We start from the raw sequence: 25,870 nt of genomic DNA on the forward strand, positions 1-25,870 counted from the left end.
AACGGATGCAAAATGGACCGGCGCTTCGGAATGCAGCACCATTCAATGCCGCAATCGCGAGGCTGTCGCCACCCGCACCTGCAAGTGCATAACACGCTGTGGATGTGTCACTCGATACCGATCGCCTCTATGTATTGATTGCGCCGCTGAGCATTCTGCTGCTCAGTTGCACGCTGGCCGTGTGCTGGCTGGTGCAGCGGCGCCAGCGCTACCTGCTGTGGATTGCGGGCGGATACGCCCTGGTTTCTCTGGCGCTGGCCTGGCAAAGCCTTGCACCCCGGGAAGAACTGCACCACTGGGCCGTGTTCACGGGCGCCATGTATCTGTTCGGCACCTGGTGCTTCGCGCGCTGCATGGCGGGGCGCTATGGCGTCTCGGCCCATCCCTTGCTGGGGCTGCTCATAGGCGCCGTCGTCCTGGCCGCGCTGTACTACTACAGCCGGGTCCAGGTCGATCTGTGGGTGCGCGTGCACTGGCTCAACACCGGCCTGGGCCTGCTGCAGATGCTGCCAGCGCCCGCCATGCTGCGGCGCCGGCCGCCGCAGGACTGGCTGGAGAGAATGCTCTACTGGTCCTACGTCGTGTTTGCCGGCTATACCGCTGCACGGCCGCTACTGGTGCTGGCCCTGGGCAGCACCGATCTCAATGAGATTGCACGCTCCACCTACTGGCTGGTGACCCTGGTCAGCACGCTGTCGTTTGCGCTGCTGTTCACCCTCATGCTGCTGGCATGCACGGTGCGCGATGTCTTCACCGCGCTGCGCGAGGAGCGCAACCACGACTCGCTGACCAACCTGCTCAACCGCCGCGCCTTCCAGGAGGCTGCCGAACTGCGCCTGGCCGATCCGCACATGGCCCCGATCTCCGTGCTGATAGGCGACATAGACCACTTCAAGCGCATCAATGACAGCTGGGGACATGACTGCGGAGACCGTGTATTGCAGACCGTGGCCCAGACCCTGCAGCAACACGTGCGCAACGACGATCTGGTGTCACGCTTTGGCGGCGAGGAATTCGTGCTGCTGCTGATGCGCACCACGCCCCAGGAGGCCGAGCGCGTGGCCCAGCGCATACGCGCCCAGCTCAGCGCGGACGGCTATGTGCTGGCGGCCGGCCAGCGGGTGACCATCAGCTTCGGCATCGCACCCGTGGCCGCCAACACCGCCTTGACCGATGCGCTGACGCGCGCCGACGGCCTGCTGTATGCCGCCAAGCAGGCGGGCCGCGACCGCGTGCATGTGGCCACGGACCCTGGCCGCAGGGTGCCGCAGGCCGTCTGAAACAGGAAGCGCGCAGCACCTTCTTCGCACGCCCATTCATCGAAATCCGTGGAAAAGAAAAAGCCCGCCAGGGTGTGGCGGGCTTGTTCGCAAAGGCAGGGTGAATGCCTTATTTTTTCGCGTCCTTCAAGACTTCCTTCACATCACCCAGCTTCTTCTGGGCCGTGCCTTCGACCTGCTTGGCAATGCCCTTGGCCTGTTGCTCGGGGCTGTCGATCAACTCGCCAGCCTTTTGCTGCACCTTGCCTGCGGCATCCTTGAGCGTGCCCTTGATCTGATCCGTGTTCATAGTTGCGTCCTTTGCTGCAAGAGCCTTCAAAAAGGGATAGTTGTTTAACACCCAACGCAACGATACGCGTGGCAAACCGGGGCGCGCGACAGCGCGCTGCAACGATACGCGTGGTCTGAGGCCTACAGCCTCAGGTCTTCTTGCTGGGGCGACGGGCCTGCATGCCATCCCCCGTGGCCTTGGACAAAGACGCGGCCTCACCCGCTTCGGAGCGCAGGCGCTTGAGGGCTTCGGTCACCACGGCCTCCTTGTGCGCCTCGAACAGGCCTGCAGCGGCGTCCTTGTGTTCTTGCAGCAAGCGGCACAGGCGCGCGATTTCCTTTTTCAACTCCGCCACATCCAGGTCCGGGCCAGCCTGGGCCGTGTCGCCGGCTTCATCCAATTCGAAGCTGCGCCGTATGCGGGCAACGATTTCGGCATTCATGGAACGGTGGCCTGCCTTTGCCACTTCCGAGATGCGATCGCGCATTCCATCCGGGAAACGGACGATGAAGCGCTCCTGGGTTTCGCTGGGAAAGGGTTTTCGTTGCATTGGGCGATGGTACCTGCCAGATGCAAATTCAGATTCATGCCTAGTTGACATGATTCCAAGTTGGCATAACATTTGAATCGGCCCGACCGAGGCGTGGGCAAGCCAGCACCCATGCCTATGCCCGTGCCGATGCTCGTGCGTACGAGCACTGAACCCCAGACCTATTGCGCAAGAACAGAACCATGCCGGACACAGACATGCACGCCTGCGCGCGCCTTGCGCAGGCCCTCGCCAGAGCGCCCGATCCGGAGAGCCTGGCGACCGATGCGCTATGCCACATCAGCGCGGCGCTGAGCGTGCTGGAAATGCATGTGGAAAGATCCAACCGCGCCATGGTGGTCGGTGTCCACGACCTGCTGCGCAGCTACCACCTCAAGGCAGACCGTGCCGCTGCAGAGCAGCCGGTCGAGGCGCTGGCCAGCAGCGTGCTGCCGCAGATGTCGGCCGACCTTCAAGGCCTGCTGGAAATCATTGACCGCGTGAACGACGACGAGATGGACGACCCCATCCTCTATGCCGTGAGCTACCTGCTCAGGGCGGCCAAGAGATTCTCGGATGCGGCGCCGCAGGCATAGCGGCCTGCGCATCGCCGCCTGATCTCACTCCTCGTTGGTCCACTCCACCCGCGCGCCCAGGCTGCGCAGGTTCTCGACGAAGTGCGGATGCGCACGGCGAATCGGCGTGGCGTTGCGGATCTCCGATCGACCCTCGATGCTGCTGGCGACCATGAACAGCGCAATCGCCACGCGGATGATGTAGGGGCTCTCCACCACGGCCGGCGTCAGCGGATTGCCGCCAAAGGTGACCACGCGGTGCGGGTCCGAAGAAAACACATGGGCACCGAACTTGGACAGCTCGCCCGTCCAGCCCAGCGCGCCGTCATAGATCTTGTTCCAGAACAGCGCATTGCCCTGCGCATGCACACCCAGCGCAATGAAGATGGGCAGCAGATCCACCGGAAAGTACGGCCAGGGAGCGGCTTCCACCTTGGTAAGCACATTGCTGGTGAAAGGCGTCTGCACCTTCAGCGGCCCCGAGCGCAGCGCGCGCGACCAGCCGTTCTTGTGCTCCACCTGCACGCCAAACTTGGCGAAGGTGCGGTCGATCAGCGGAAAGTTGTCCGGCGTGCTGTTGCGCACCTCCACATCGCCGCCCGTGATCGCACCCAGCGCGAGAAAGGTGGTGATCTCGTGGAAGTCTTCCTCGAAGGTGAAATCGCCGCCGCCCAGCGGCGCACCGCCGCGCACCGTCAACCGAGAGGTGCCAATGCCGTCAATATCAGCACCCATCATCACCATGAAGCGGCAGAACTCCTGCACATGCGGCTCACAGGCCGCATTGGTCAGCATGGACTCGCCCTGCGCAGCCACGGCGCACAGCACGAAGTTCTCCGTAGCCGTGACCGAGGCGTAGTCCAGCCAGTGGCGCACGGCCTTGAGCGGCGCGGCACTGTGGATCAGCAGGGAGCCGCTGGCGCGCTCCACCTCTCCGCCAAAGGAGCGAAAGATATCCACGTGCGGATCGATCTCGCGCACACCCAGCGTGCAGCCCTTGACGTTGTCCTCCAGCCGCGCCACGCCAAAGCGCGCCAGCAGCGGCGGCACTAGCATGATGGAAGAGCGCATTTCCTCGGGCAGGCGGTGCGAGGACGCGTCGAAGCGCGTGTCGCGGTGGTGCAGCTGCAGCGTGCGCGTGGCCTCGTCCAGCTGCACCTCGCTGCCCAGCGTGCGGAAGATGTCGAGGATCTTGCGCACATCCGTGATGTCCGGCACGCCATGCAGCCGCAGCGGCTGATCGGTCAGCAGCGTGGCGCACAGAATCGGCAGCACGGCATTCTTGTTGGCGGAGGGAACGACGCGGCCGCGCAAAGGCGTGCCGCCGTGGACGATGAGATTGGACATGGGGTGCAGCGCTAGCAGCGATAGGACAACGCGTGATTCTAGGGTTGCCGGGCTGCCCGCAGGCCTTGCAGCGGCAGCACACGCCCGCTGTTTCAACAGGTTTCGTATCCAGGCCGCCTACCCGACAACAAAGCGTCAGCCTCAGCCCTGCACTTCGTGCCCGTAGACGATGAAGCCCCGGTGCTCGGCCACCTGGTCATACAGCGCGCGGCCCGCCTCGTTGGAGGACTGCGTCTGCCAGTACACGCGGCGCGCTCCCGCCTGCGCAGCCTGCGCATAGACCGCACGGATGAGCGACTTGCCAATGCCCTGCTTGCGCCGCCGCGCATCGGCAAACAGATCCTGCAGATAGCACACCGGCTCCAGCCGCGTGGTGCTGCGATGAAACAGGTAGTGCGCCAGGCCGACCAGCTCACCCTCGCTCTCCGCCACGAGCGCAAACACCGGCTCCAGCGGATTGAGGAAGCGCTCCCAGGTGGCCTGTGTGATGCCTTCGGGCAGCGCCGTCTCGCCAGCGCGCCCATAGAACGCGTTGTAGCCCTGCCAGAGAGGAAGCCATTGGTGGTGGTCCGCCTGTGTGACAGGCCGGATCTGGAGCGGAGGAACAAGGGACGACATGGAACTCCTGGCAAATAAATGAAATGGGGACCAGGAATTCTAGGCACGGCAAGCCGCCGCCAAGAGGTTTGCAGGCCAGTCCCGGCACCTTCGCAAAGCCTGAGGACTCAGCGCACAGCGCGTCCGCAAAACACATACACGGCGTACAGGCGCGGCCTACATGCGACCTCAACCTTGGCCCGCACAGAAACACCGCGCAACCAATTGAAATAGAGCCCATAGGAGAGCACGTACCGAGAAACCTCTCCAAATCATGTGACGGAGATACAAGATGAGTCGAGTCGTTCCGACAGAAAGCTTCAACCCGGACCCGGATGCCCGCTACCACCGCAGCCTGCTGGAAGCCTTTCCCCTTCGCGGCAGCCAGCCTTTGCTGCTGCGCATGGAGTCGCGCTCGCCCCTGTGGCGCCTGTACGCGCGGGGCTTGCGCGCCTTGCGGGCCGCATTCGCCACCGAACTGCCGAGAACTTTCTGATGCGACACCTCTTCCTCGTCTTTCTGTGGTCTGCCATCTGCGCCATTTCCTTTGCCGTGGCGATGCTGGCCAGCCCCATGCTCAGCCACGCCATCTGACCGTGCTGCCAGCGCGCGTGCCGTTGCCTGCACCACGCCCATAAAACCATCGACCATCTCCTTGGCCGTCTCCAATGCGGCTTTATCCGACTCTGGATGCAAATGCCTGCCGCCTACACTGCGCCAGTCCATTTGCTTACAAAGGAATTGCCCGTGAAGAAAAGCACATTGCAGATTCGTCCCTTTGTGGGCGCATTGCTGGTGGGATTTGCCGGGCTTGCAGCCCTTTCCAGCGCCTGGGCCTGTACTCGCCTTGTCTATTTGGGTGCGAATGGCCAGGTCGTGACGGCACGCTCCATGGACTGGAAAAGCGACATCGTCAGCAATCTCTGGGTACTGCCGCGCGGCATGGAGCGCAGCGGCAAGGCCGGCCCCAATTCCCTGCGCTGGACTTCCAGGTACGGCAGCGTTGTCACCTCGGGCTATGACGTTTCCACCACCGATGGAGTCAATGAGGCCGGCCTGAATGCCAACCTGCTATGGCTCGTGGAATCCCAATACCCCGCTTTCGGCGCAGGCAGCAAACCCGGCCTGACCATTGCGGCTTGGGCGCAGTATGTGCTGGACAACTTCGCCACCGTGAAGGAAGCCGTCGCGGCTTTGGAGAAAGAGCCCTTCACCATCGTCTCGGACAACGTGCCCGGAGAGAACCGCCTGACAACGCTGCACCTCTCGATGTCCGACGCCAGCGGCGACAGCGCGATCGTCGAATACATCAACGGCCGGCAGGTGATACACCACGGCCGTGAATACCAGGTCATGACCAACTCGCCGACCTTTGATCAGCAACTGGCCCTGAACGCCTATTGGAAGCAAGTGGGCGGCACCACCATGCTGCCCGGCACCAACCGGGCCGCCGACCGCTTTGCCCGCGCATCGTTCTACGTCAACGCCATCCCCAAAAGCCCGGACCCCAACAAGGCGCTTGCCAGCGTCTTCAGCGTGATCCGCAACGCCTCGGTGCCATATGGCCTGAACACTCCCGAAGAGCCCAATATCTCCTCCACCCGCTGGCGGACCGTGTTCGACCACCAGCGCAAGCTCTATTTCTTCGAGTCGGCCTTGACGCCGAACACCTTCTGGATAGACCTCAAGGCGCTCGACTTCAGTCAGAAAACCGGCAAGGTGCTCAAGCTGGATCTGGGTCCAGACCAGAACCACACCTTCTCGGGCGATGCCACGCGGCAGTTTCAGGAATCGGTGCCGTTTCAATTTCTGGGTCTCTGAGGCGGCGGCGGTGGCGGTCCACGCGGTCTTGGGTGTGGTGAGGCGCACCAGCACACGCTCGCTTGCCCAAAATCCGGGCCCTGGATCGCCTTCACGCCAGCCGCTTCGGCTCGTCTCAGCTTTTCGTGGGTGTCACGCATGCCCGAACTGCTGCTGGAGGACACACTGTAAAGGGGTGCTGGCCACCCCCGGGCGCAGAATGGAAGCTCCGACACAACCATTCCCGAGAGGGGCGGACATGAAACAGGAACTGATCGGACCCACGGCCACTCTTGCCGGAGCAATGCTCTCGAAGATCGAGTTGGAGTACAGCGACTTCACACGGGGCATCGTTGCCAAGACCTTCGAAGAGGCTTACTTCGTACTGCTGGAAGGCATTCAGCGCGTAGACACGGCAGAAGAAGCCCTGCGTGCGCAGCAGGCTCAACGCGGCACAGCCATCTAGCGGCCAAGACGCTTAAAGGCGCGGTTGCGTGGGTGGGCAAAAACCCGCACAGCCGACAAGAGAAATGTCGGGCTGAGCACCGCCGTTGCTACTTCTTCGATAGCAAAAAAACGCCCCGTATTGCCACGGGGCCTTGTGTCATTTGGTGGGTGCTGCAAGATTCGAACTCGCGACCCACGAATTAAAAACTGGAGCACTGCCCCGACGATCAACAGTTGAGCTCACTGTGCCTTTTTCTGAACGCTCAGAGAGCCGTCGGCCTCAAGGAACATGCACCGCATCTCCTCGATCTCACAATCAGCTTCGCGCAGGGCTTTTTCGACATCATTTTGGGAAATACGGTGCTTCGTTCGCGCGCCCTCGAAAATCTTCCCATTGCGCCCCAGCAGCACGGCCTCCCCTTCCAACAGCTTTTCCGCTCCGCGCCAGCGTGCAGTGACAAACCCCACCGCCGTGTTCAACCCGATGAGGACAACGCACACCAGCAGGCCTCCGGGCAGGGACTGATCCGAACCCGTCATTGAGGGGCCGGCGGCCTCGCTCACCAGCATAACCACCAGAAGATCGAATGGGGTGAACTGGCCAACCGTGCGCCGCCCGGTCATCCGCATCATCAGCAGCAGCAAGGCATAGACAGCCAGCGCCCGCAGGGCCAGCTCGACTGGATGGATATCCAGATTCCACATGAAAGCGCCCCCTCAGTCTTGTTGTGTCCACGGGCTGCGCTGCGAAGCGCGCACAGAGCACTTGAACGCCTGCCTCAACTGATGCAGGCAATTCTGGCGGCGAGCTGGCGTTTCAGCTGCCGTGCAGTCGCCGGGCACCCATACCTCATAGCCGGACATGCGCGCATCGGTGGCCGTCAGCATGACGCACATGTCAGTGGCAAAGCCCACGATGGTCAGCCGGCGTGCCTCCATCCGCCCCAGCAAATGCAGCAGCGGCGTGGAATGGAAGGCGGAATGCTGGGGCTTGAGAATCACCAGGTCATCAGCGGCCGGTGCGAGCAGCCGAGCGATCTCGCCGCGCTGCGCAGGCAGGGCCTGGCAGGCCGCGAGAATGTCGCTGAACTCGCTGTGCCAAGTCCCGTAGTTGTCATTGGCATAGATCGCAGGAACTCCCCTATCTCGCATGCTCGCCTTGAGCCTGGCAATGCGCCGTGCCGCCAGCCCCGCCTCCTGCAGCAAAGGCGCAGCATTGGGAAACTGCAGCGGGTTGATAACATCGACCAGCAGCAGCACCTCGGCGCTATGGGGCACCTGAGTAGGTTTTAACCATCTGGGACGCGGCATTGCAACGATCAGAGCATGGATTTACGCTGTTGCTCAGCGCGCGATGCACCAATGGCCGTCTCAACCTGCCTGACCTCTTCCGGGGGAGGCAGGACAGCAGGCATACCTAGGCTCTGAATCCACAGCTCACGGCACCAGCCCTTGGTGTGGTACAGATGATGGTCCTCGTCCTTCTCCACACGAGAATGCGCATCCTTGAGCACTTTGCGGGTTTCTCCAGTGGCGACCTCGGCCACCTTGCCCAACAGCTCCCAATTGGCATGGTCCTTGGTCTCGGCATGGACCACGCACTCGCACGCCACCAGCTGCGCTGCGGTCGCGTTACCGGCCTTGAGGGCAAGCTCCATGGCCTTCACCAAGGAGTTACCGATGTGTCGAACAACGGCCCGGGACGGTACTTCTTCATCAGCGTCGACGCCCAGCAGCTCGCATGTGGTGCGGACTACATTCTGATGGCTCAAAGTCTCATCGAGATATCCCTGCCACTCCTCCTTCAGCTCCTCATTGACTGCGCACGTCAATGCGGTCCTGTACACCTGCTCACCTCCCAGCTCTGTCTCCATCATTTGCAGCAGCAGGTCGCCCAACTGTGCTTCGTCGTATCGTGGTTTAGTCATATGTCTTCTCCGGGTGAAACGTCGCGTCGAGAAGACGATGTTGGTATGCACAGGCTGCCTCAGCCGTAGGCTCCAGCTGATCTGGTTGTAGTGGTCTGTACCTAAGAGGCGTGAGGGCCGCCCACACGGAGATATGCAAGTCCCTGGAACCTTGGCGCGACCATCAAGAACTCAGGTTGTGGAGGAGCCCGGCTCACACTTGTCGATGTGCAACCTGTATGCCAAACACAGGAACCCACTTGCGGGAGCCCTCTCCCCTGGCTTGGGAGAGCCAAGCCGCCACCAGCCCCCCTCGTTCTATTCGCGTTTAGCGTCCGTTCTCGCGTCGGCGGAGGTGATTAATGCCAAACAGTCCCAGCATAGACATCAACGCCATCAGTGCCACCTGACCCAAGGTAGGGACAGGCGTGGCTGTCGACAAGACGTTGGCAACGGGTCCGGCAGACACAGAACATGCCTCCAGCCCTGGTGTGGCGCCAGTCTGCGCGGCGGGTATCACACAGAAAAACAGGTACTGGTTCAGATCCGAGGGCTGCACAGTGTAGGAGGCTGCCTGACTAGCGCCGCCTGTCGAGCCGCTGGCGACTACGGTACCTTGACCGGAATTGGTGATACTTGGATTGGAGCTGGTGACGAATCGATAGGTCGTCCCGCCGGGATTTTCAACGTCCGCGTTGTTGTCGGCGTAGGTGTAGTTACCGGTCACGGAAGACCCGACCAGGGGTGTGCCCGTGATGGATGGTCCAGCAAGCGGCACCGTGTTGGGCGGCGCCTGTTCTATCAACGCTGCCATGTGTTGATATCTTGTATCCCGGTTACGGAACAGATCCATGGTGTAGACGTTGGATCGATAGGTACTTCGCAGCGTGGGCAGGCTGGTGCGCATTGCCGCGTACAAGGTAGTGTAGGCGTTGACGAACGCGGACTGGTCGGTGCCTCCGTAGTCGATGACGTTTTCCAGGCTTGGACGCGATGCACCTTGTGCTATATCGATGCTGGTGGCTGTACCGTTGTAGTCGTTACCAATCTCCCACAAAGCGTATTGCAGGGCGCGTCGCTGCTCTACGGTGCCATTCTTGTAATGGCTTATGTAGTACTGGTCGAGCAGCCAGTAGATGGCGGCCTCGCCTGCGGCACCCGACGCGCCCTTGATGGCGCTGGCGCCAGCTTGCGTGTCGAATTGAGCGACAGGCACGGGGTCGGCGGCATTGACAAAGGGCGGCTTTGTCGCGTGATCAATGCAAAACAGCAGCACTTCCAAAGCGCTGTACGGCGAGCCATCGGCATCGTAAGTCAGGGCTTGTGATGTCCCTGAATAGATCGAGCTGAAGGCATAGGTGACCGGGCCCGATACGAAGGCGGCCATGGAGGAGCTGGGGATCGCCAAGGCGAACGCGGTTGAAAGGCCCAAGATCGCATTCTTCATCGTGCCACCCTTGTCTGTTTGTAAGATCCTACGCAAAGTATTTTGACTTGCATCAAGAACACTGGCAACGGAGCGCGACGAAGAGATTGTTAATTCTTCCCAACGGCTGGCATGTGAGACACACAGCGCTGTCAGCCGTGGCCGGCCCGCTGGTGATGTTGCCCCTCGCAGCCGCTCGATCTGCAGGCCGTAGCGCCGGGCGTGCTGACCTTGCTGCAGCGTGGGCAAGCCGAGCGACCAATGACAGATCATCCCCTGGGATCGTGCCGCTTCACCAGTTGCCGAGCTGCATCGATCGCATTGAGCCTCATGGCGCCATGGCACTTGGCGATCTTGACGTCCAACGCTGCTTGCTCACGGTGGACAGATGTGTATTTGGTGGACACAGGACCGTGGCTCCATTCGGAAATTTGCAGCAAACCGGCCCCTGGGGTCAGAAGTAAATCCTCTGGCATGGCTGGCCAATCTCAGGCACTTGCTACGTAAAATTGGGAAATCCGTATTCCAGACTAACTCTCAACCAATTTGCATGCTTCAATATCCGGATCGATTTTTATCGATTCCTTTCGAGATCCTCGCCGAGCCTGTTTATCGGCATACATACGCTTGTCAGCTTCCTTGAGCACTGTCTGCGGAGAGCTGACAGATGGATCGACACTCACAATCCCAAAACTTGCTCCTGGATATTTGAAGCTACACTCTTCAAACTCATAAACCCCAGTCAGTAGCGGAGCCAATCGACCTCGCATGGCACTAACTAATTTCTCCTGCTCTCCTGAGTTTAGCGGAGCAACAACTCCAACAACCAGGAATTCGTCACCCCCCAGTCTCGCCAGCACGTCGCTATCGCGCAAGCCTACTGAAAGTCTCCGGCCAACCTCGATCAGAAATTGGTCTCCAACTTCATGCCCATAGTTGTCGTTGATTTTTTTAAAGCCATCCAGATCGATGAATGCCACCAAAACCCATTGCTGCGTTCGCCTGGTCAAAGCGTAAAGCCGGTCCAGTTGCGCCATTACATAGCGTCGATTCGGCAGATTGGTCAGTGCGTCATGGTTTGCCGCATACCATTCGTCATACCGCCGCATCACCATCAGTCCGATTACGCGGCTGGAAAGAAGGATAAAAAGAAGGCCAATCACCGCTACCAGACCTGCTATCCAATAGTGTTGCCAGTGCATGGCAGGCAGGTGATCCAGGCCTGCGAGCGTGATCAACTGGTACTGCGTTTTTTCCAATGGCTGACGCCTCAGAAGGTAGGGTCTACCGTCAATGATCCACTGATCCGATGTTTCAGCTACAGGACGAACATCCAGAGGTATTCCTGGAGCTTCCTCGTTGTTCGAGGAAGAAGTTGTGTTAGCACCCAGCACGGAGCCGGATGGTAGAAGCGCTATTGCATTACGGAGCATGAATGACGCATCCGAGGTTGTGGTAACTCTCCCCTGGCGATCCACAATTAGTACAGTATGGATACCTGTAAGGTAGAGCGCAATCTCCGGCGCATCAAACTTCACTGTCACCGAACCCAAAGGAACCTCATTTTCATCCTCAATCCGACTGGCTACAAAATAGGAGGGCGTCTTGTTGAGTCGCGCAATACCGAATGAATGTCCATTTCCATCACGCAATGCATCGATGAGATACGATCGACCTGAATAAATCATGCCAACGATACTGTCGTCATCGGCCCAGTTACTTGCCGTCACCGTGTCGTCCGACATATTGTTCATGTAAATCCGGGCATAGCGCAGATCGCTGGACAGTTCGTTCATGAAATCGCCCACTTTTCGCACCAACGGGTCTTGTGTGAAATGTGCAGCACGCTGTTGACGTGTGAGATTGTCCAATCCTGGTGGATCATTACGATATCGAGTGGCCAGTTGAATTACCAAGCCCTGCCGTGCCACCATATTAGCCACGCTCACCATTTCGGCGAACAGACGATCCATGATCCGGGCAGTAGTTTTACCCTCGTATTCGGCGCTCGCCGCCAAGTTATTCAACTGAGCCGCTACGAACCGTTGTGATATCCACCATCCCAAGCAGGCTACCAAGGTCAGCCAAGCCATAGCTATACCCAACGTCACCAGGCGCATGATGGTCTTCAAGGACCGTCTGCGCTCGGCTTGATTGGGTAATGCTTGGCTCACTAACTTCCTCCAGTCCGTTTTGAACAGATGGTAACGAGTACACACGGAATGAAAAGTCAGGAAAAGTCATTGGCCGGCAGATGGCACTGCGCGCTTGCGGTCGCCCGCCTTGCTGGATATCTCGCCTGTGGGCCAGCGCGATCTTGGCCACAGCCTGCGCATCCGGGCATTCGCGTCCACCACCTCAGTTTTGGACGCAATGCGTTCCGCGCGTACCTCGCTGCGTACGCGTCCTTGCGTACCAACTGCTCTGCCTTGTCCTGAATGCGCTCCAGCAGGTCACGGCTCCAGTCGTCACGCTTGGCGCGCTTGCGGATCGCCCCCCCTCGCTGATGCCTTGCTCCGCTGCGATCTGCCTCAGGCTCTTGATGCCGGCCCTGTAGTCCGGTTCGATGCGCTCCCACTGGGACACCTGCTTGTGTTCCTTGCTCCTCCTCCCGAAGCTGGCAGGCTTGGGACGGCTGCCTCAGGACCATGCCACGTACTCCAAGCAACTACCAAATTTCGGTTATAGACACAAAAGACACAAATTTCTACAATTCCCGATGCACTCGGCAGTCAAACGTCCGTTCGGCACCTACTGCTTACAGGGAGCGAGTCGATTGCTATAAACAAGGGAATCAACATGTCTTCCGGAATTTTCCGCAGCTTGGCACTGAGCAGCGTCTTTGCACTTGTCGTCTACCCAGGCTCTGCCAGTGCTCAGATGCCGACCGTGTCTGCGTCACATACCAATGTCTCGTGCAATGGGGGAAGCAACGGCACCGCTACCGCTTACAACATCCAGAACGGCACACCTCCCTACTTCTACTCGTGGGCGCCTGCTGGCGGAACTATGCCCTTCGCAACAGGGCTGACGGCTGGCACATATACAGTCACAGTGACAGACTCGAACACCCTGCAGGGAACGGCGTCCACAACGGTGGAAGAACCTGCAGCGGTTCTCTCCGGCACAAGGTCTCAGGTTGATCCCGTGGAGGGCGGCAATGACGGTAGCGCTACCGTCGTGGCCACCGGAGGCACCCCTGGCTACACGTATTCCTGGGCGCCATCTGGAGGCACAGCGGCTACAGCTACCGGTCTCTCTCCCGGCCCATACTGGGTGACAGTCACAGATGCCAACTCCTGCGAAACGACGTTGCACTTCACGCTTACAGCTTCCACCCCCTCGGTGCAGTCAGTCAGCGTCCCTCCCGATGGAACCTACACCTCTGGGCAGGACCTGCAGTTCAACGTGAACTACAACGCTCCCGTCACGGTCACCGTCGGCGGCCCGCCGTCTATCCCCCTGACGATTGGTGCAGCCTCCCGGCAAGCGAACTTCGTCGGCGGCAGCAACACCTCCACCCTGACCTTCATATATACCGTGCAGCCAGGTGACTTTGATGCAAATGGAGTGACGTTAGGAACCGCCATCAATCTCAATGGGAGCTCGATGACGAGCGGAGGCGCCAGCGTTGTACTGAATTTGGCAAACGTAGCCGCCACGACCGGCGTACTGGTGAATGGACAGCAAACCCAGAACATCACGTTCACAAACCCCGGTGACCAAGCTTTCGGCACAACGCCAACACTGACCGCGACGGCCAGTTCCAGCCTGCCCGTGGCCTTCAGTGCAACTACAACTGCCGTGTGCACGGTCACATCGGGCGGCATGCTGACTTTTGTGAACACAGGCTCTTGCACCGTCGATGCGAACCAAAGTGGTAACGCAAGCTATCTGCCTGCATCACAGGTGTCTCAAACCTTCATGGTGAATGCAGCGGCACCCGGTGCACCCACGATCGGCAACGCCACTGCAGGTGACGGCCAGGCGACGGTGACCTTTACTGCACCTGCATCTGACGGCGGCACCCCCATCACAGGCTATACCGTGACCGCGACCCCCGTGGCCGTGCCCGGTGCGCCTGGTGTGATCACTCAGCAGGGAACGACATCCCCCATCGTCGTGGCTGGCCTGAGCAATGGCTTCACCTACAACTTCACGGTCGTGGCATCCAACGGGACAACCGGTGCAGCCTCTGCAAGCACACAAGCCACGCCGCGCAAGCTGCAACTGGTGAGCGCGCCCGGCAGTGTGCCTGGCATGACCGGCATACCGTCTGCCACGATGTCCGGCGGCGGCACCACCTGCACGCTGCAATCTGGCGGCGGCTTCGGACCTGTGACCTCCACCCCTCCGAACCTCCAAGCGCCCAGCGGTCAATTCGCTTTCAGCGCCGAAAACTGCACCGGATCTGTGACGATGACCCTCACCTATCCCAGCGCTCTCCCCGAAGGCGTGCAGTTCCGCAAGCCCGATGGAGCCGGCGGATGGTTCGACCCTGTGACCGCGCTGAACGTCATCGTGAACGGTGCGCGCACCACGGTGACCTACACCATCACCGACAACGGCCCGGGTGATACCAACCCTGCCGTGGGCGTGATCGCAGACCCACTCGTGCCCGTGCTGGCAGCAGCTCCAGTCGGCGGCGCCGCAGCCATTCCTACGCTCAGCGAGTGGGGCGTCATTCTGATGTCTGCCCTGCTGGCGATGTTCGGCCTGCGCCGCATGCGCCGCATGCGCCGCCAGCGTTGATGCAGCCCTGACCCAAAAAACAAGGCCCGCAACTGCGGGCCTTTTCTTCGTCTGCGTGTCTACAGGCGGCGCGCGGCGATCTGCAGGCGCTCGGCCAGCGTGGGCTTTGCAGCCAAGCGCTCTGCCGTTCCCAGCACGCCATCGCGGCCCGTTACCGCCCGCGCTATCAGTGCTGTGCCCAGCGCACCACTCACAACACGGCCCATGCCACTTTCCGTCCGCCGGGCGTGGCGCAGAGCCAATAGGCCAGCCCCGAGCACCAGCCAGTGCTCTCCCGTGAATCCCTTGCGAGAGTCATCCCACTTGCGCAGGTCCTGGATCTTTTCTGAAATCGCCATTCATTGCTCCTGTTTCTTCAGAGCTTGCATGGTGCCCCGCCAGCGGGCTGCAGGCTGTCGGTCCCTGGGCAAGATTCCGGTGGCGAGAGTCCTACGGGCGCGTTGTGGGAGGCCAGCCCTGTAGTCCAGCTCAATGCGCTCCCACTGGGGGTCCTGCTTCTGTTCCTTGCTCATCCTGCCGAACGTGGCAGGCTTGGGGCGGCACCGTCATCTCTGCGAGGCGGCTCGTCGGAGGCTGTCGCACAATGCGCCCGATCGTCTGGTAGCCTGTACGTGAACGGGGCGATATGCGCCTCCTAGAAAGGACCTGCATGCTTTCCAGAATTTGCACAGCTGCATTTGTCGCCTGCCTCACGGTCGTGCAAGTGCCAGCGATGGCTCAGGCGGATGTTCCCTTTACTGCGGTGAACTTCAAGAAAGGCACGTCGAGCGCCACCGTCCAGGGCAAGCTCCAAGGCAACAAGGTGGAGACGCGCGACTACGTGGTCCGCGCGGGCGCCGGGCAGACGATGACCGTGCAGATGGAGACAAAATCCACCTCGACCTACTTCAACGTGCTCCCACCTGGCAGCGATGAAGCGCTGTTCCGCGGCGAAATGGCAGACGGGTCCAAGTGGACCGGCGTATTGCCCGCCAGCGGTGACTACCGTGTGCGAGTCTTCCTCAATCGTGCGGCCGCCCGGCAGGGCAAGTCGTCCGCGTACACGCTCAAAATTTCAGTCGTGAATTGAAGTGGCGCCGCGCCCGCAGACAGCGCGGGCGCAGCACTATCTGCGTATGAAAAACCTTCCTCGCATTGCACTGGCGGCTCTGCTCGCTCTGCCGATTGCCTCCTTTGCCCAGTCGAGCGTGCAGGTAGGTTTCTCACCCGAAGGTTCCGCCCACAAGTTGGTGCTGGACACAATCGCCAGCGCCAAGACAAGCATTCAGGTGCTGGCCTACGCCTTCCAGGCTCCTGACATTGCACAGGCAATTGTGGCTGCTCATCAGCGCGGCGTGGACGTGCGCGCAAAGCGTTCAAGGCTGGCGCGCAAGCGGCCGGCTACAGCCATGCCCGGCTGCATGACCTGCGGCACAGCACAGCCAGCGAGATGATCAACGCCGGCGTGGATCTGTACAACATGGGCGGCGTACTGGGGCACAAGTCTGCCGTGAGCACGAAGCGGCACGGCCATCTGGCGACGAAGACGCTGAAAAGTGCCGTTGCGTTGGTTGGCAAAAAAAGCCTGCACAACGGCCAAGAAAAAAGCGGCCTGAACGCCACTCTTGCTACTTCTTCGATAGCAAAGAAAAAAGGCCCCGTATTGGTACGGGGCCTTGTGTTCTTTGGTGGGTCCTGAGAGATTCGAACTCGCGACCAACGGATTAAAAGTCCAATCTATCGAAATAGGCATAAGAGAAAATACCTTTCGCATCAATCACTTGCAACGATAGCCACTCATCTGGTGTTTTCGAAATCATGCCTTTTTCACCCTATTTCAGCCTACTTTGGGCAGGTTTTGGTCATAGCACACCGCCTGCCTGAACCTTCCACTATCAGCGCATCGCCGGTGTCAGAAATCTCCACTTTGGTCTAACCCAGCAGGGCATAGATCATGGCTTGCGGCGGGGGACCAGTTGAATGGGCTCCGTGCCATGCTCACGCCGCGGCGAGATCCAGTAGACCCACAGCCCCCGGGCCCACGCGCCAGCATAGATGATCGACACGGCGAAGATGCCCCACTGCTCGGCCTGCCAGCTGGCATAAAACCAGAACGGCTGCCCCAGCATTCCGAAAACCGGCGCCCATTTGCGCCAGCTCTTTCCCCGGGCTTGGGAGAGCCAAGCTGCCAGGGACCCCAGCAGGGCAATTGCGATCTGATCGAACGTCATTTCTACATATTATGTGAAACCAGAAACCTATTCAGGTCCAGTTTTACCCTAAAAAATAAAAGCCTTTCGGCACGCTGCTTACACATTAAATAATCATTGGCCTATTTGACTACAGCAGAAAATTAGGAAAAGGAGCATCGTTAGACCTCAGGAGCCGATCTTGGCTTTTGATAACCAAGGAGCTCTTCATGGCCATTTTCCAAAATACCCCTGGCAACAACCAGCAACAAGGCAACAAGCCGCAACCCTCGCAGCAGGAGCAAAGCCGACCTCTGAAAGAGGGATCGCACGCGCCCGAGCAGCAAAAAAAGCGGTCTGAGCAAGAACAGGCTCAGCAATAAATCTGCTGGATAAAAATCCAAAGGGCCAACAGGCCCTTTTTTCTTCAGCGAGCAGGCAAGCCGCATTGAAAGTTACCTCATGAACACCGGAGACAAGGCACGTATATGAAATTCGATGACTGGGCAAAAGCTCTACCAGATGAGATACGCACAACCCTAACCGTTTCGGAAGCATGGAATGCAGGGGCCTTATCTATGCTGGAGACATTAATAAAGCTGGGCTATATCGGCGAAGGATACGCGGAGAAAGCTAGAAACGACGTGAAGGATCTTCTAGGAGGTCTGACCTGCAGGGCCAAGTGGGTAGATGAAGCATGGCTCCAGTGTTTACCCGTATCGCGCTCTGGGCAAACCCTGGGCATGGACCGGACGGCTGAACATTAAACCGGCCGCTGCCGCACCTCTGCGCGCCAAGGAGTCAGCCCCATGGGTTGCAATGACTTGCCCTCAGCTGCAGCGATATGAAGATAGTTGCTCCCCGTCAACGCCCGAGCCTCCTGTGACAGCCGCTCACGAACATCAATAGATTCAGTACGCAACATATTAATGACCAGCTTGTTCACTTTGAACTCACGACAACAGGGACACACAAAATGCGTCCACTTGGCATAGTTTTCCAAGTAGGCTGTGCTGGTCAGGCTGCACAGAGGACAGGGAGCTTGGATGGAATTTTTCAAGTTTTCTACTCCAAAAAAGTGCTGAGCATGTGGTTGACGTTGTGAGCTACTGCCGATTTTGATGACACCTTGCTAAGGTGGAAGATGAAACCGGTAGCAGCCCAGACCTCTATTCCTCAATTGGGGATGAAACGAAAGCCGCGCTAATTTTACGATAGCGCGGCTTCCGCGTTTTTGTTGTTGGGTCCTTGGAGATTATAACTCGCGACCAACAGATTAAAAATCCGTTCCGCTGAAATAGACAAAAAAGAAAACACATTTTAAATCATCCACGCTTCTGGTGTTTTCGAAATCATGCCTCTTTCACCCTATTTCTGCATACTTTGGACAGGTTTCGGTCATGGCTCAGATCCTTTCTGATTCATCAGACATCCGCTTCAGGTAGGCACGACGACAATGGCTATGAATTGGCGACCACGATTCATGACCCCGGCCTTCGCCAAAATTGTCAGATGATGGTCATCTTGTCAAATACCTGGCGGACACCCGGGCTTCCCCAGGCAGAATGAACTACGAGATCACGCTCCGTCCAACTACGGACAGTCCCTGTTAACGTCACATCGCCACCCGTGACATCAACAACAATCGTTTTCGTATCAGAAGTCGCACGACGCTTGATGGCATCCTCGATTTCTGACTTTACGACGATGGCTGAAGCCCTGGGTTTGATGGAAATTTGGTTGCTCACACCGCGCACTCCCGGCAAGAGGCGCACTCTGTTGACAGCATCGCTACGCTGATAGTTCCAAACCACTTCCCCAGACAAGGTAATCCAACCATCTTCTACAAGGACCTGAACGGTGTCGATAGGAACCGAATTCGTCCAGCTAAGCACGTTTCGCGCGGATGCCGCGATATCGGTATCAGTCCTCTTTCCCATTTGCGACAACTTGACAGTCATGTCGATCGCCAAGGCTCTAACACCTACCACACGTTGCACGGCCCTTTCATCTCCCCATTTTTCCAAATAGCTACTGACCTCTCCAGCCAAAGTGACAACTCCATCCTTGACCTCTACACCAATCTGGGATGCGTGCACAGAAGGCTCCCACTTCAACTCCGCCATTACATCTTGCTGTAATTGTGTGTCAGTTTTCATGGTAATTCCTAGATGCTTCAACAATCAGAATAATATGTCTAACCTAAAATCATGTCTGTGCGCCAGCACACACTTGAAATATTTCCAGAGAAATTTCTGCATCAATGGTGTCAGGGTCAAAAAATAGCCACTGTACGTTCGCGTACAGACAGAGCTACTTGATAAGTATAAAAGCGATAAAACGTACACCAAACATCCAACACCCGATGTGGTACGTTTTGGAGAACCTCATCATGAAAAATCAACATTCACACCATTTTCTTGCCGTTCTGGCATTAGCCGCTGTCCTAGCTTCTGCTGCAACAGCAAGGGCACAAATTGCAGGATCAACTACCACAATGGATGTTAAGACCTCCCAAACCACCAGCGCCGCCGTGGGATGGAGCGCAAAGAAATCATTGATAGGGAAGTTTATATTTAACGACACTGGAGGAAAAGTTGGCAGAGTAGATGATCTTATTATTTCACCTGACAAGAACGTGACTTATGCCATCGTGAGTGCCGGAGGGTTTGTCGGAATAGGACAACATGATGTGGCCATTCCAATCCGTGAAATTAATGAAATATCAGGAAAACTGATTATCAAGGGGGCTACAAAACAAAGTGTAAAGGACATGCCAGCATTCACCTATACCAACGAGGCAATGGTTCGCGAGCAGTTCTTAGCAAATGCCGGAAAGGAGATATCCAAAGGGAAGGCAGCGGTATCAGAACTTGAGAAGAAATATGACTTGGCAAGCTCCGATGCCAAAGTAAATATTCAGATGCACATTAATAGAATGCATACCGAGATTAAATCCGCAGATGAGAAGATGAATGAAATGCGTCACTCTGGCGTAAAAAACTGGAGAGAGTTTGAGGCGGGCGTAGTTGCGGCGATCGATCGCATAAAAAATCCATGGCATTATCCGAAGGCTGATAAAGCTTAATGGAAATTTATTCCACACTAGAGAAGCCATGAAAATAATCACTACATCCCGCACGACAACACGCTGCTGCATACTGCTTGGCGCTCCTCGCGTTGACGAAAACATGCCTATGAAGTCATTCCACTATCGAACGCATCCTGAGCGCCATGAACCGCTCACGTAGGTTGGCTGCGCGCTGCAGTGCTGGGCACCAACGACGGAACCATCTCGACGGCGAGCGTTGTCGTGTTCTGGCAGGTCGCCTCTACGGGAACACGCGCGGCGCCAACGGCCAGAGCAACGCCTACCACGAGAACCTCAAGCGGATCCACATCAGCGAGAACGAGTTCAAAGCCCGGGTTTCAGCGCGGAGAGGATGCTGATGGAGTGTTGACAGATGTGCCGCTGGCCAGGGCTCATGGCGCAGCGAAGGCTCTGGACAAGAAGATCTCGGACCTTCGAAGGTTCCGACAAACGCTGCAGACCGCAGATGTCCCAGACAAACGCGAACAGGTAAACACCGGGAGAGGTTCCTGATGATTTCCTGATAGCCAGAAGCACAGGGAGTGCCTTGCGCCCTCTTCTAATGTCCTTCGACGCCATGAAACGCTACTACATATAGGTAATTATTGTTACGCAAACGGTTTTACCGCGCAAATCAGAGTAGTGTGAAAAGTCAGTCATCTTTGACCAACGATCCAAACCGGAGGTTCACATGAAATTAAGAAAAAAATCTGATTCAACCATCCATATCGAAAGTTTTTCGCTACCTGATGTTGATAGCCATTCCGTATCAAGAGATGATTACTCCCACACTCCTGATCTACCGCACAAAATAATGCGCAGCTGGTGGAATACAGCATCTCTGGTCGCTCTTAAATCTGCCGTATTGCGCGAACGACAGATATGCCCGCCCGCTCTAAATGGCTTGCCACTGGAGGCCAATATGTTCTTACTCCCTCGTACCCCTTTTGAAAAATTCTGGGATTCTGTAAAAACCGTATTTTCGCCCAAAGCTCACCTAGATCCCATAGAAACCACTGAGCAAGATTACCCCTTGTCTAAAGAAGATATATTAATATACGAAGAAGAGCTTCAAAACAATCTCAACGCCCCGCCGTACAGCCAAGCATCTTCTCAGCATGAACACATCAATAGGCACAATGCACATATAGAGGGACGCGAGGATAAATATCACAGACCGATATAATGATAATTGTAGAAAAGCCCGCTGAATGCGGGCTCTTTTTCATCCATCTGAACCACTCTGTTTTTATAATCTCTCCCCTAAACCTCTTCATAGAGGCCTTTTTGGGATCGCACGTCCCCGCAAGGCTGTTACGTACAGCTCGCAGAAGCAGCCGTGATCATCTACCAGGGAACAAGCGTAACCAGAAGAGCAACAACTACCACAGCGATGCCGATGTAGAGTGTCCTACGCGTGGAAAACCTGTTACGAGAAGAGGATGTGGGCACTTGGCCAGGGGATTTTTTACTAGGTGTGGTCATTAACACAGCATGAGCTTCTGTACTGGTGAGCGCTGTAAGACAAATGCAATTCAACATCTAGGCCCATTAGCCATTTCACATCCATCACAAGCATTGTGGTTATTGCATGCACCAGAAAAGGGAATTTTTTGGCAACATGTCATTTATACGACAAAACGGCGAGAGTCTGAGTGTTTTAAACGCAGACGAGCCTATGCCATAAACCTGCTAAGGCTCGCGCGAATGCGATTTTGGGTGGACACATCCCAAGGATCGTCTACCTCTATCACTAGCATGTGATATGGGGACTCACAGCGTGCGGCTAGACTTGCGATCGCAGGCGCTTCATATACAGAAATTCCAAGCATCTCGCCACGGCGTGCCAGCAGCACCATGCTTGCATGCCAAACGTGCAATGCCCCTAGCTCGGGCTCACTTATTCTTTGATCCATAACATTTTCTCCCGAATTTCAAATTAAGGAACGCCTCTGGAGGAAACGAAATTGCCAATGAGCAGTTTCATTGGGCGCCTATCTTTGTTCCTTTGGAAGCTGTATTACATCCGCGTACACATATCGAGAAGCATGAGCGCAGCGCGTGCAGCACGCTGTCTTGGTACCTTCTCGCGCAGCCAAGCCTGCCTGCGGCCTGGAGATACCGCAAGGTCCGGAAGCTGCGTCTTATAAGAACGGCCAACAGTTAAGCAACGACCGGCCCATACACCACGCAAGGGGGTGCGCGCCAAGTCTAGGCGGCTCCCCAAGCCCCGGGATGCGAGACTGCCAGGGGTCTTTTTTTCTTCATAACAGCCCCCGAGATGGATCGTTTGCAAAGACCGCGAGCAGTTCCTGACATTTCCTGAGGGCATGGATGCAGGCCGCGAGACGCACCCTCTCGCGACGGGCTTCGCTGCCCTGATCCGCTTCTACATATAGGTAATTGTTGTTACCCAAACGGTTTTCCGCTGGAAATCAGAGTAGTGTGAAAAAAGTTGGTCATTTTCGGTCAACACACAGGACCGGAGGTCCACATGAAGGTCAAAGACACAAAAGGTTCATTTAGCCGACCAAATAAATATTCTCTTCCAGATGTTGATAGTCATGCTGTATCTAACGATGACTATTTCCGCGCGCCTGACCCACCACGCAAGAAAAAAATCAGCGATTGGGACACAGAATTTACTATAAATTTGGATTCTGCTGAACTGCGGGACACACCTCCTCCCTACCTCAACGGAAGATAATTGGAGTTTAATATGCTTTCACAACCTCGCACCCCATGGGAAGTCTTTTGGGATTCTGTCAAGAGTATCTTTTCTCCAGGAGTTCAGATAGAAGCACTTGATAGCAAAAGAAAGAATGACCCTTTATCCAGAGAGGAACGAAGGATCTATGAAGAAGAAAAGCAAATAAATCGAGATGCTTAGCTAGGCAAACCTTCGTTAACCAAATTAAAGCCACTCAACAGTGGCTTTTTTCCGTGCGTGAGCACAGCGCGTGAAGTGCGCTGTCCTGATCTCTCCTTCTTCAAAAAGCCAGCCACAGAGCTGGCTTTCTGTGTTCTGGACCAGCATGAGCCAAGTCACTCCCCCCGCATTGCGCCCTTAGGCAAGTTGGACTACCGGCTCAGACGATTCCGGATTCCATCGGCCAGGTGCGCGCCAATCGGGAGAAGTCCCTGTTCTCGCACATGTGAAACTTTGCTCGGGAACAGGGCCTCACGAAGGCCTCCAACCCCTGCGCAGGCATGCGAGGCTTCCGGGAGGATGGGCGGGATGTCGTAGTCAGCGACGACCTGATGGCTCGGCTGCTGGAGAAGGCCGCAGTATCCTGCGGTTCGCTGTCCACTTGGCGCTCCTCACTGGCCAGCGCCCGGCTGACGTGCTGCGCATGAGCACCGACCACATTGCCGGCGGCATGCTCCACGTCCGCCAGGGCAAGACAGCCGCCAAGCTGCGCATCGAGGTAACAGGCGCACTTCAGGAGCTGCTGGCCGAGATCCAGGCGTACGAAGTCCAGGTCAAAGCGGACACCGCGCAGCTGCTTGTGAACGAGGCGGGTCAGCCGCTGACAAAGAACATGCCCCGCGACCGCTTCGACGCCGCTCGGGATGCCGCCGGCATTCCCAAGGCGCAATTCCAGTTTCGGGACCTGCGCGCCACGGCCGCCACCACTGTGGATGACGACGGCGGGATACGCCATGCCCAGGCGCTGCTGGGGCATACAACGGAGGGCATGACAGCGCAGTACATCCGCCACAAGGTGGGCAAGAAGGTGAAGCCCGTGCGGTGAATTGCGGAACACGCCCAGAATTGCGGAACACGCCCAGAATTGCGGAACACGGGCCGCAAATCTCTGTTCCGTTTTGCTACTTCTTCGATAGCAAAGAAAAAAGGCCCCGTATTGCTACGGGGCCTTGTGTTCTTTGGTGGGTCCTGCGAGATTCGAACTCGCGACCAACGGATTAAAAGTCAGACTCTCAACCTATATAAATCAATAAGTTACATCGGATTCCGGGAAAACTCGCGAAAACACAGGCAAGTATTGAAGCGCCTGCAAACAGGTTATTCCCAGACTCATAGCCTCGGACTGTAGGTCGTACATGCAAGCCATCACCCTCCTCGAAAGCAGGGTCAACTCTGCCAAGGTCTCCGCGCCGTCGTGGCATCTGAGGTATTGGCTGACGGAGGATCCCATGACGCTGTAGACATCCATGTAAGGCGCCGCGGCTGAGCTTGGGTACCGTCTCCAGGCTCCTCGATGAGATCGTCCAACGACAGACGCCCTTGCTTCCGCAGCACAGCAGCTGGGTGTTCTTGTTCTTGAGAGAGATGCTGGCTGCTCTGACACGAGAACCCAGGAATCATCGAGCACAGAGACACGGGCACGCCACTAGGCCGCGGTCCTGGCGTTGATGCCGTAGCGCTTGGCCAAGTACCGATGAGAGCGGGTCGCTAGCTGGAGGCTACGAGACTACGCGGCGCCATGCGAGCGCTACCATGCTCGCAGATTCCCATAGTGCTTTCTCCTGCTCCATGCTCAAGAGTTCAGCCCCCGCACCGTACATCTAAGTGCCATCGTGACATCAAGCAGGACTGAACGGGCTTACACTGGGTTACCTTTTCTGACTAATGCCATCTTTGTCTTGAAATTGTTCAAGACACCCTATCAAGGAAAAAAATGTCTTCATATGCATTCTGGAATAATAAAGGCGGAGTGGGCAAGAGCTTCCTATGCTTTATAGCTGCGTGCGAATATGCACGTCTAAATCCAGAAATTGACGTCATCGTTCTGGATCTATGCCCACAAGCTAACACTTCTGAGACTCTTTTGGGCGGTCAATTATCAGGTGGAAAAAATCTAAGAACATTTCTTGCGCCGGATTCTACTAGGCTTAGCATTGGAGGCTATCTGGAGAGTAGACTAAACTCTCCATTCTCAAAAACACCAGATATGGCAAGATATGCCATCAATGTAAAAGACTACAACGAAAAAATCTCGCCCAACCTATATTTAGTTTGCGGAGATAATCTCGTTGAAGTTCTCGGCGAAGCAATCAGGCAAACAGCTGCACTTTCCGTTCCTCTTGACTCCTGGAAGAAAGTTACATCTTGGGTTAAAGATTTGCAAGATGAGATTATTGAATCAAGAGAAAGAGAGTGTGTTTTTTTCATTGACTGCAACCCCAGCTTCGCCATATACACGCAACTCGCCATTGCTGCAGCAGACAATATAGTAATCCCATTCACAGCCGACGAGAGCTCTCGACGCGGCATCGAAAACATAATAGCGCTTCTATATGGTCAAGGTGACGACTACATAGCTAGTTTTGCTCGACTCAGCTTCTACAAGCGCGCGAAAGAAGAAGGAATAAGCCTTCCAAAGCTGCACACTTTCATATCAAATCGCGTAACACTTTTTGATGGCGAGCCGAGTCGCGCCCATCAGGCGGCAAATAAGGCAATTGTAGAAACAATTCAAAAGCTCGCCAAAAAACACAGAACTATATTTGCTTATCCACGGATGCCCGTCGCTGAGCGCTTTGTGGACTTCCCCGATTTTCACGCCGTATCTATTGTTGCCTCCCTGACCGGAACACCCATACACGCACTGAAAGCTGGGCCAAAGAAAATCAACGGAGAGAGAATTCAGATAAATCCTGATCCACTCAAAACGTACAAAGATGCATTGGCCACATTAATGAATTTTCTTTAAAC

28 protein-coding genes and 1 pseudogene are annotated in these 25,870 nt (G+C 56.8%); 16 read left to right on the forward strand and 13 right to left on the reverse strand.

What is annotated here, in order from left to right:
* The first annotated feature begins 104 nt into the window (after positions 1–104).
* On the forward strand, positions 105–1,280 hold the full coding sequence (locus ACUTR7_RS03525) for a diguanylate cyclase (RefSeq protein WP_445608135.1): 1,176 nt from the start codon (positions 105–107) through the stop codon (positions 1,278–1,280).
* Between the two features lie 109 nt (positions 1,281–1,389).
* Here ACUTR7_RS03525 and ACUTR7_RS03530 read toward each other — a convergent pair whose 3' ends face one another.
* Positions 1,390–1,569, reverse strand: coding sequence for a CsbD family protein (locus tag ACUTR7_RS03530; RefSeq protein ID WP_012205309.1), 180 nt, complete (start codon positions 1,567–1,569; stop codon positions 1,390–1,392).
* Between the two features lie 130 nt (positions 1,570–1,699).
* A complete protein-coding gene (locus ACUTR7_RS03535; RefSeq protein WP_192367766.1) occupies positions 1,700–2,101 on the reverse strand; it encodes an Arc family DNA-binding protein in 402 nt (133 codons plus the stop codon).
* Positions 2,102–2,283: 182 nt separating this feature from the next.
* Between ACUTR7_RS03535 and ACUTR7_RS03540 the strand changes: the two genes are divergently transcribed.
* The gene (locus ACUTR7_RS03540) at positions 2,284–2,676 is read left to right on the forward strand and encodes a hypothetical protein (RefSeq protein WP_012205307.1); all 393 of its coding nucleotides are present in this window, start codon (positions 2,284–2,286) and stop codon (positions 2,674–2,676) included.
* 24 nt (positions 2,677–2,700) lie between these two features.
* On the opposite strand, the gene ACUTR7_RS03545 is transcribed toward ACUTR7_RS03540, so the two are convergent.
* Together ACUTR7_RS03545 and ACUTR7_RS03550 are read right to left on the reverse strand one after the other, a co-directional pair.
* Complete coding sequence (locus ACUTR7_RS03545) at positions 2,701–4,002, reverse strand: UDP-N-acetylglucosamine 1-carboxyvinyltransferase (RefSeq protein ID WP_013802678.1); 1,302 nt, start codon at positions 4,000–4,002, stop codon at positions 2,701–2,703.
* A gap of 141 nt (positions 4,003–4,143) precedes the next feature.
* On the reverse strand, positions 4,144–4,620 hold the full coding sequence (locus ACUTR7_RS03550; RefSeq protein WP_012205305.1) for a GNAT family N-acetyltransferase: 477 nt from the start codon (positions 4,618–4,620) through the stop codon (positions 4,144–4,146).
* A gap of 271 nt (positions 4,621–4,891) precedes the next feature.
* Here ACUTR7_RS03550 and ACUTR7_RS03555 point away from each other — a divergent pair, with 271 nt between their 5' ends.
* From ACUTR7_RS03555 to ACUTR7_RS03565, 3 genes are all read left to right on the forward strand, one after another.
* A complete protein-coding gene (locus tag ACUTR7_RS03555) occupies positions 4,892–5,095 on the forward strand; it encodes a hypothetical protein (protein ID WP_088164929.1) in 204 nt (67 codons plus the stop codon).
* Between the two features lie 251 nt (positions 5,096–5,346).
* On the forward strand, positions 5,347–6,420 hold the full coding sequence (locus ACUTR7_RS03560) for a linear amide C-N hydrolase (protein WP_445608136.1): 1,074 nt from the start codon (positions 5,347–5,349) through the stop codon (positions 6,418–6,420).
* A gap of 238 nt (positions 6,421–6,658) precedes the next feature.
* Positions 6,659–6,865, forward strand: coding sequence for a hypothetical protein (locus ACUTR7_RS03565; protein ID WP_216293332.1), 207 nt, complete (start codon positions 6,659–6,661; stop codon positions 6,863–6,865).
* Between the two features lie 221 nt (positions 6,866–7,086).
* Here the strand turns inward: ACUTR7_RS03565 and ACUTR7_RS03570 are convergent, their stop codons facing one another.
* The 5 genes from ACUTR7_RS03570 to ACUTR7_RS03590 form a co-directional block, all read right to left on the reverse strand.
* Positions 7,087–7,551: a DUF421 domain-containing protein gene (locus tag ACUTR7_RS03570; RefSeq protein WP_216293333.1), complete on the reverse strand. Its 465-nt coding sequence runs from the start codon at positions 7,549–7,551 to the stop codon at positions 7,087–7,089.
* 12 nt (positions 7,552–7,563) lie between these two features.
* On the reverse strand, positions 7,564–8,157 hold the full coding sequence (locus ACUTR7_RS03575; RefSeq protein ID WP_216293334.1) for a cysteine hydrolase family protein: 594 nt from the start codon (positions 8,155–8,157) through the stop codon (positions 7,564–7,566).
* A gap of 8 nt (positions 8,158–8,165) precedes the next feature.
* A complete protein-coding gene (locus tag ACUTR7_RS03580) occupies positions 8,166–8,774 on the reverse strand; it encodes a hypothetical protein (protein WP_216293335.1) in 609 nt (202 codons plus the stop codon).
* A 307-nt stretch (positions 8,775–9,081) separates the two neighbouring features.
* Positions 9,082–10,452: an IPTL-CTERM sorting domain-containing protein gene (locus tag ACUTR7_RS03585; protein WP_445608137.1), complete on the reverse strand. Its 1,371-nt coding sequence runs from the start codon at positions 10,450–10,452 to the stop codon at positions 9,082–9,084.
* A 257-nt stretch (positions 10,453–10,709) separates the two neighbouring features.
* Positions 10,710–12,299 (reverse strand): sensor domain-containing diguanylate cyclase, encoded by a 1,590-nt coding sequence (locus ACUTR7_RS03590; RefSeq protein ID WP_445608239.1) that lies wholly within the window; start codon positions 12,297–12,299, stop codon positions 10,710–10,712.
* Positions 12,300–13,059: 760 nt separating this feature from the next.
* Between ACUTR7_RS03590 and ACUTR7_RS03595 the strand changes: the two are divergent.
* Positions 13,060–13,398: pseudogene (locus ACUTR7_RS03595) on the forward strand (hypothetical protein); the annotation flags it as partial.
* A 57-nt stretch (positions 13,399–13,455) separates the two neighbouring features.
* Positions 13,456–14,931: an IPTL-CTERM sorting domain-containing protein gene (locus ACUTR7_RS03600; protein ID WP_445608240.1), complete on the forward strand. Its 1,476-nt coding sequence runs from the start codon at positions 13,456–13,458 to the stop codon at positions 14,929–14,931.
* Between the two features lie 59 nt (positions 14,932–14,990).
* Here the strand turns inward: ACUTR7_RS03600 and ACUTR7_RS03605 are convergent, their stop codons facing one another.
* Complete coding sequence (locus tag ACUTR7_RS03605; RefSeq protein ID WP_034392940.1) at positions 14,991–15,269, reverse strand: hypothetical protein; 279 nt, start codon at positions 15,267–15,269, stop codon at positions 14,991–14,993.
* A gap of 311 nt (positions 15,270–15,580) precedes the next feature.
* Between ACUTR7_RS03605 and ACUTR7_RS03610 the strand changes: the two genes are divergently transcribed.
* The 3 genes from ACUTR7_RS03610 to ACUTR7_RS03620 are packed head-to-tail and all read left to right on the forward strand — an operon-like array spanning position 15,581 to position 16,609.
* Positions 15,581–16,000 (forward strand): hypothetical protein, encoded by a 420-nt coding sequence (locus ACUTR7_RS03610; RefSeq protein ID WP_445608138.1) that lies wholly within the window; start codon positions 15,581–15,583, stop codon positions 15,998–16,000.
* Positions 16,001–16,046: 46 nt separating this feature from the next.
* Entirely contained in the window at positions 16,047–16,364 is a 318-nt protein-coding gene (locus ACUTR7_RS03615; protein ID WP_445608139.1) for a phospholipase D-like domain-containing protein, read from the forward strand.
* Positions 16,328–16,609 carry a tyrosine-type recombinase/integrase gene (locus ACUTR7_RS03620; RefSeq protein WP_445608241.1) on the forward strand — a complete coding sequence of 94 codons (282 nt, stop codon included), beginning with the start codon at positions 16,328–16,330 and terminating at the stop codon, positions 16,607–16,609. Before ACUTR7_RS03615 ends, ACUTR7_RS03620 begins: the two co-directional genes overlap by 37 nt.
* Before the next feature lie 253 nt (positions 16,610–16,862).
* On the opposite strand, the gene ACUTR7_RS03625 is transcribed toward ACUTR7_RS03620, so the two are convergent.
* Positions 16,863–17,141, reverse strand: a complete 279-nt coding sequence (locus ACUTR7_RS03625; RefSeq protein WP_071955545.1) for a hypothetical protein — start codon at positions 17,139–17,141, stop codon at positions 16,863–16,865.
* Between the two features lie 188 nt (positions 17,142–17,329).
* Between ACUTR7_RS03625 and ACUTR7_RS03630 the strand changes: the two genes are divergently transcribed.
* Positions 17,330–17,482, forward strand: a complete 153-nt coding sequence (locus tag ACUTR7_RS03630; protein ID WP_445608140.1) for a hypothetical protein — start codon at positions 17,330–17,332, stop codon at positions 17,480–17,482.
* Positions 17,483–17,862: 380 nt separating this feature from the next.
* Here the strand turns inward: ACUTR7_RS03630 and ACUTR7_RS03635 are convergent, their stop codons facing one another.
* Both ACUTR7_RS03635 and ACUTR7_RS03640 read right to left on the reverse strand, forming a co-directional pair.
* Positions 17,863–18,159 (reverse strand): hypothetical protein, encoded by a 297-nt coding sequence (locus ACUTR7_RS03635; protein ID WP_445608141.1) that lies wholly within the window; start codon positions 18,157–18,159, stop codon positions 17,863–17,865.
* A gap of 448 nt (positions 18,160–18,607) precedes the next feature.
* On the reverse strand, positions 18,608–19,258 hold the full coding sequence (locus tag ACUTR7_RS03640) for a BON domain-containing protein (RefSeq protein WP_445608142.1): 651 nt from the start codon (positions 19,256–19,258) through the stop codon (positions 18,608–18,610).
* Positions 19,259–19,491: 233 nt separating this feature from the next.
* On the opposite strand from ACUTR7_RS03640, the gene ACUTR7_RS03645 reads away from it, so the two are divergent.
* From ACUTR7_RS03645 to ACUTR7_RS03665, 5 genes are all read left to right on the forward strand, one after another.
* Entirely contained in the window at positions 19,492–20,187 is a 696-nt protein-coding gene (locus ACUTR7_RS03645) for a PRC-barrel domain-containing protein (RefSeq protein WP_445608143.1), read from the forward strand.
* 694 nt (positions 20,188–20,881) lie between these two features.
* A complete protein-coding gene (locus ACUTR7_RS03650; protein WP_445608144.1) occupies positions 20,882–21,376 on the forward strand; it encodes a hypothetical protein in 495 nt (164 codons plus the stop codon).
* Positions 21,377–22,684: 1,308 nt separating this feature from the next.
* The gene (locus ACUTR7_RS03655; RefSeq protein ID WP_445608145.1) at positions 22,685–22,897 is read left to right on the forward strand and encodes a hypothetical protein; all 213 of its coding nucleotides are present in this window, start codon (positions 22,685–22,687) and stop codon (positions 22,895–22,897) included.
* 448 nt (positions 22,898–23,345) lie between these two features.
* Positions 23,346–23,945: a tyrosine-type recombinase/integrase gene (locus ACUTR7_RS03660; protein ID WP_445608146.1), complete on the forward strand. Its 600-nt coding sequence runs from the start codon at positions 23,346–23,348 to the stop codon at positions 23,943–23,945.
* An 888-nt stretch (positions 23,946–24,833) separates the two neighbouring features.
* Complete coding sequence (locus ACUTR7_RS03665) at positions 24,834–25,868, forward strand: ParA family protein (RefSeq protein WP_445608147.1); 1,035 nt, start codon at positions 24,834–24,836, stop codon at positions 25,866–25,868.
* Positions 25,869–25,870 lie beyond the last annotated feature (2 nt).

The sequence above is a fragment of the Delftia sp. NA_296.1 genome, assembly GCF_052692095.1.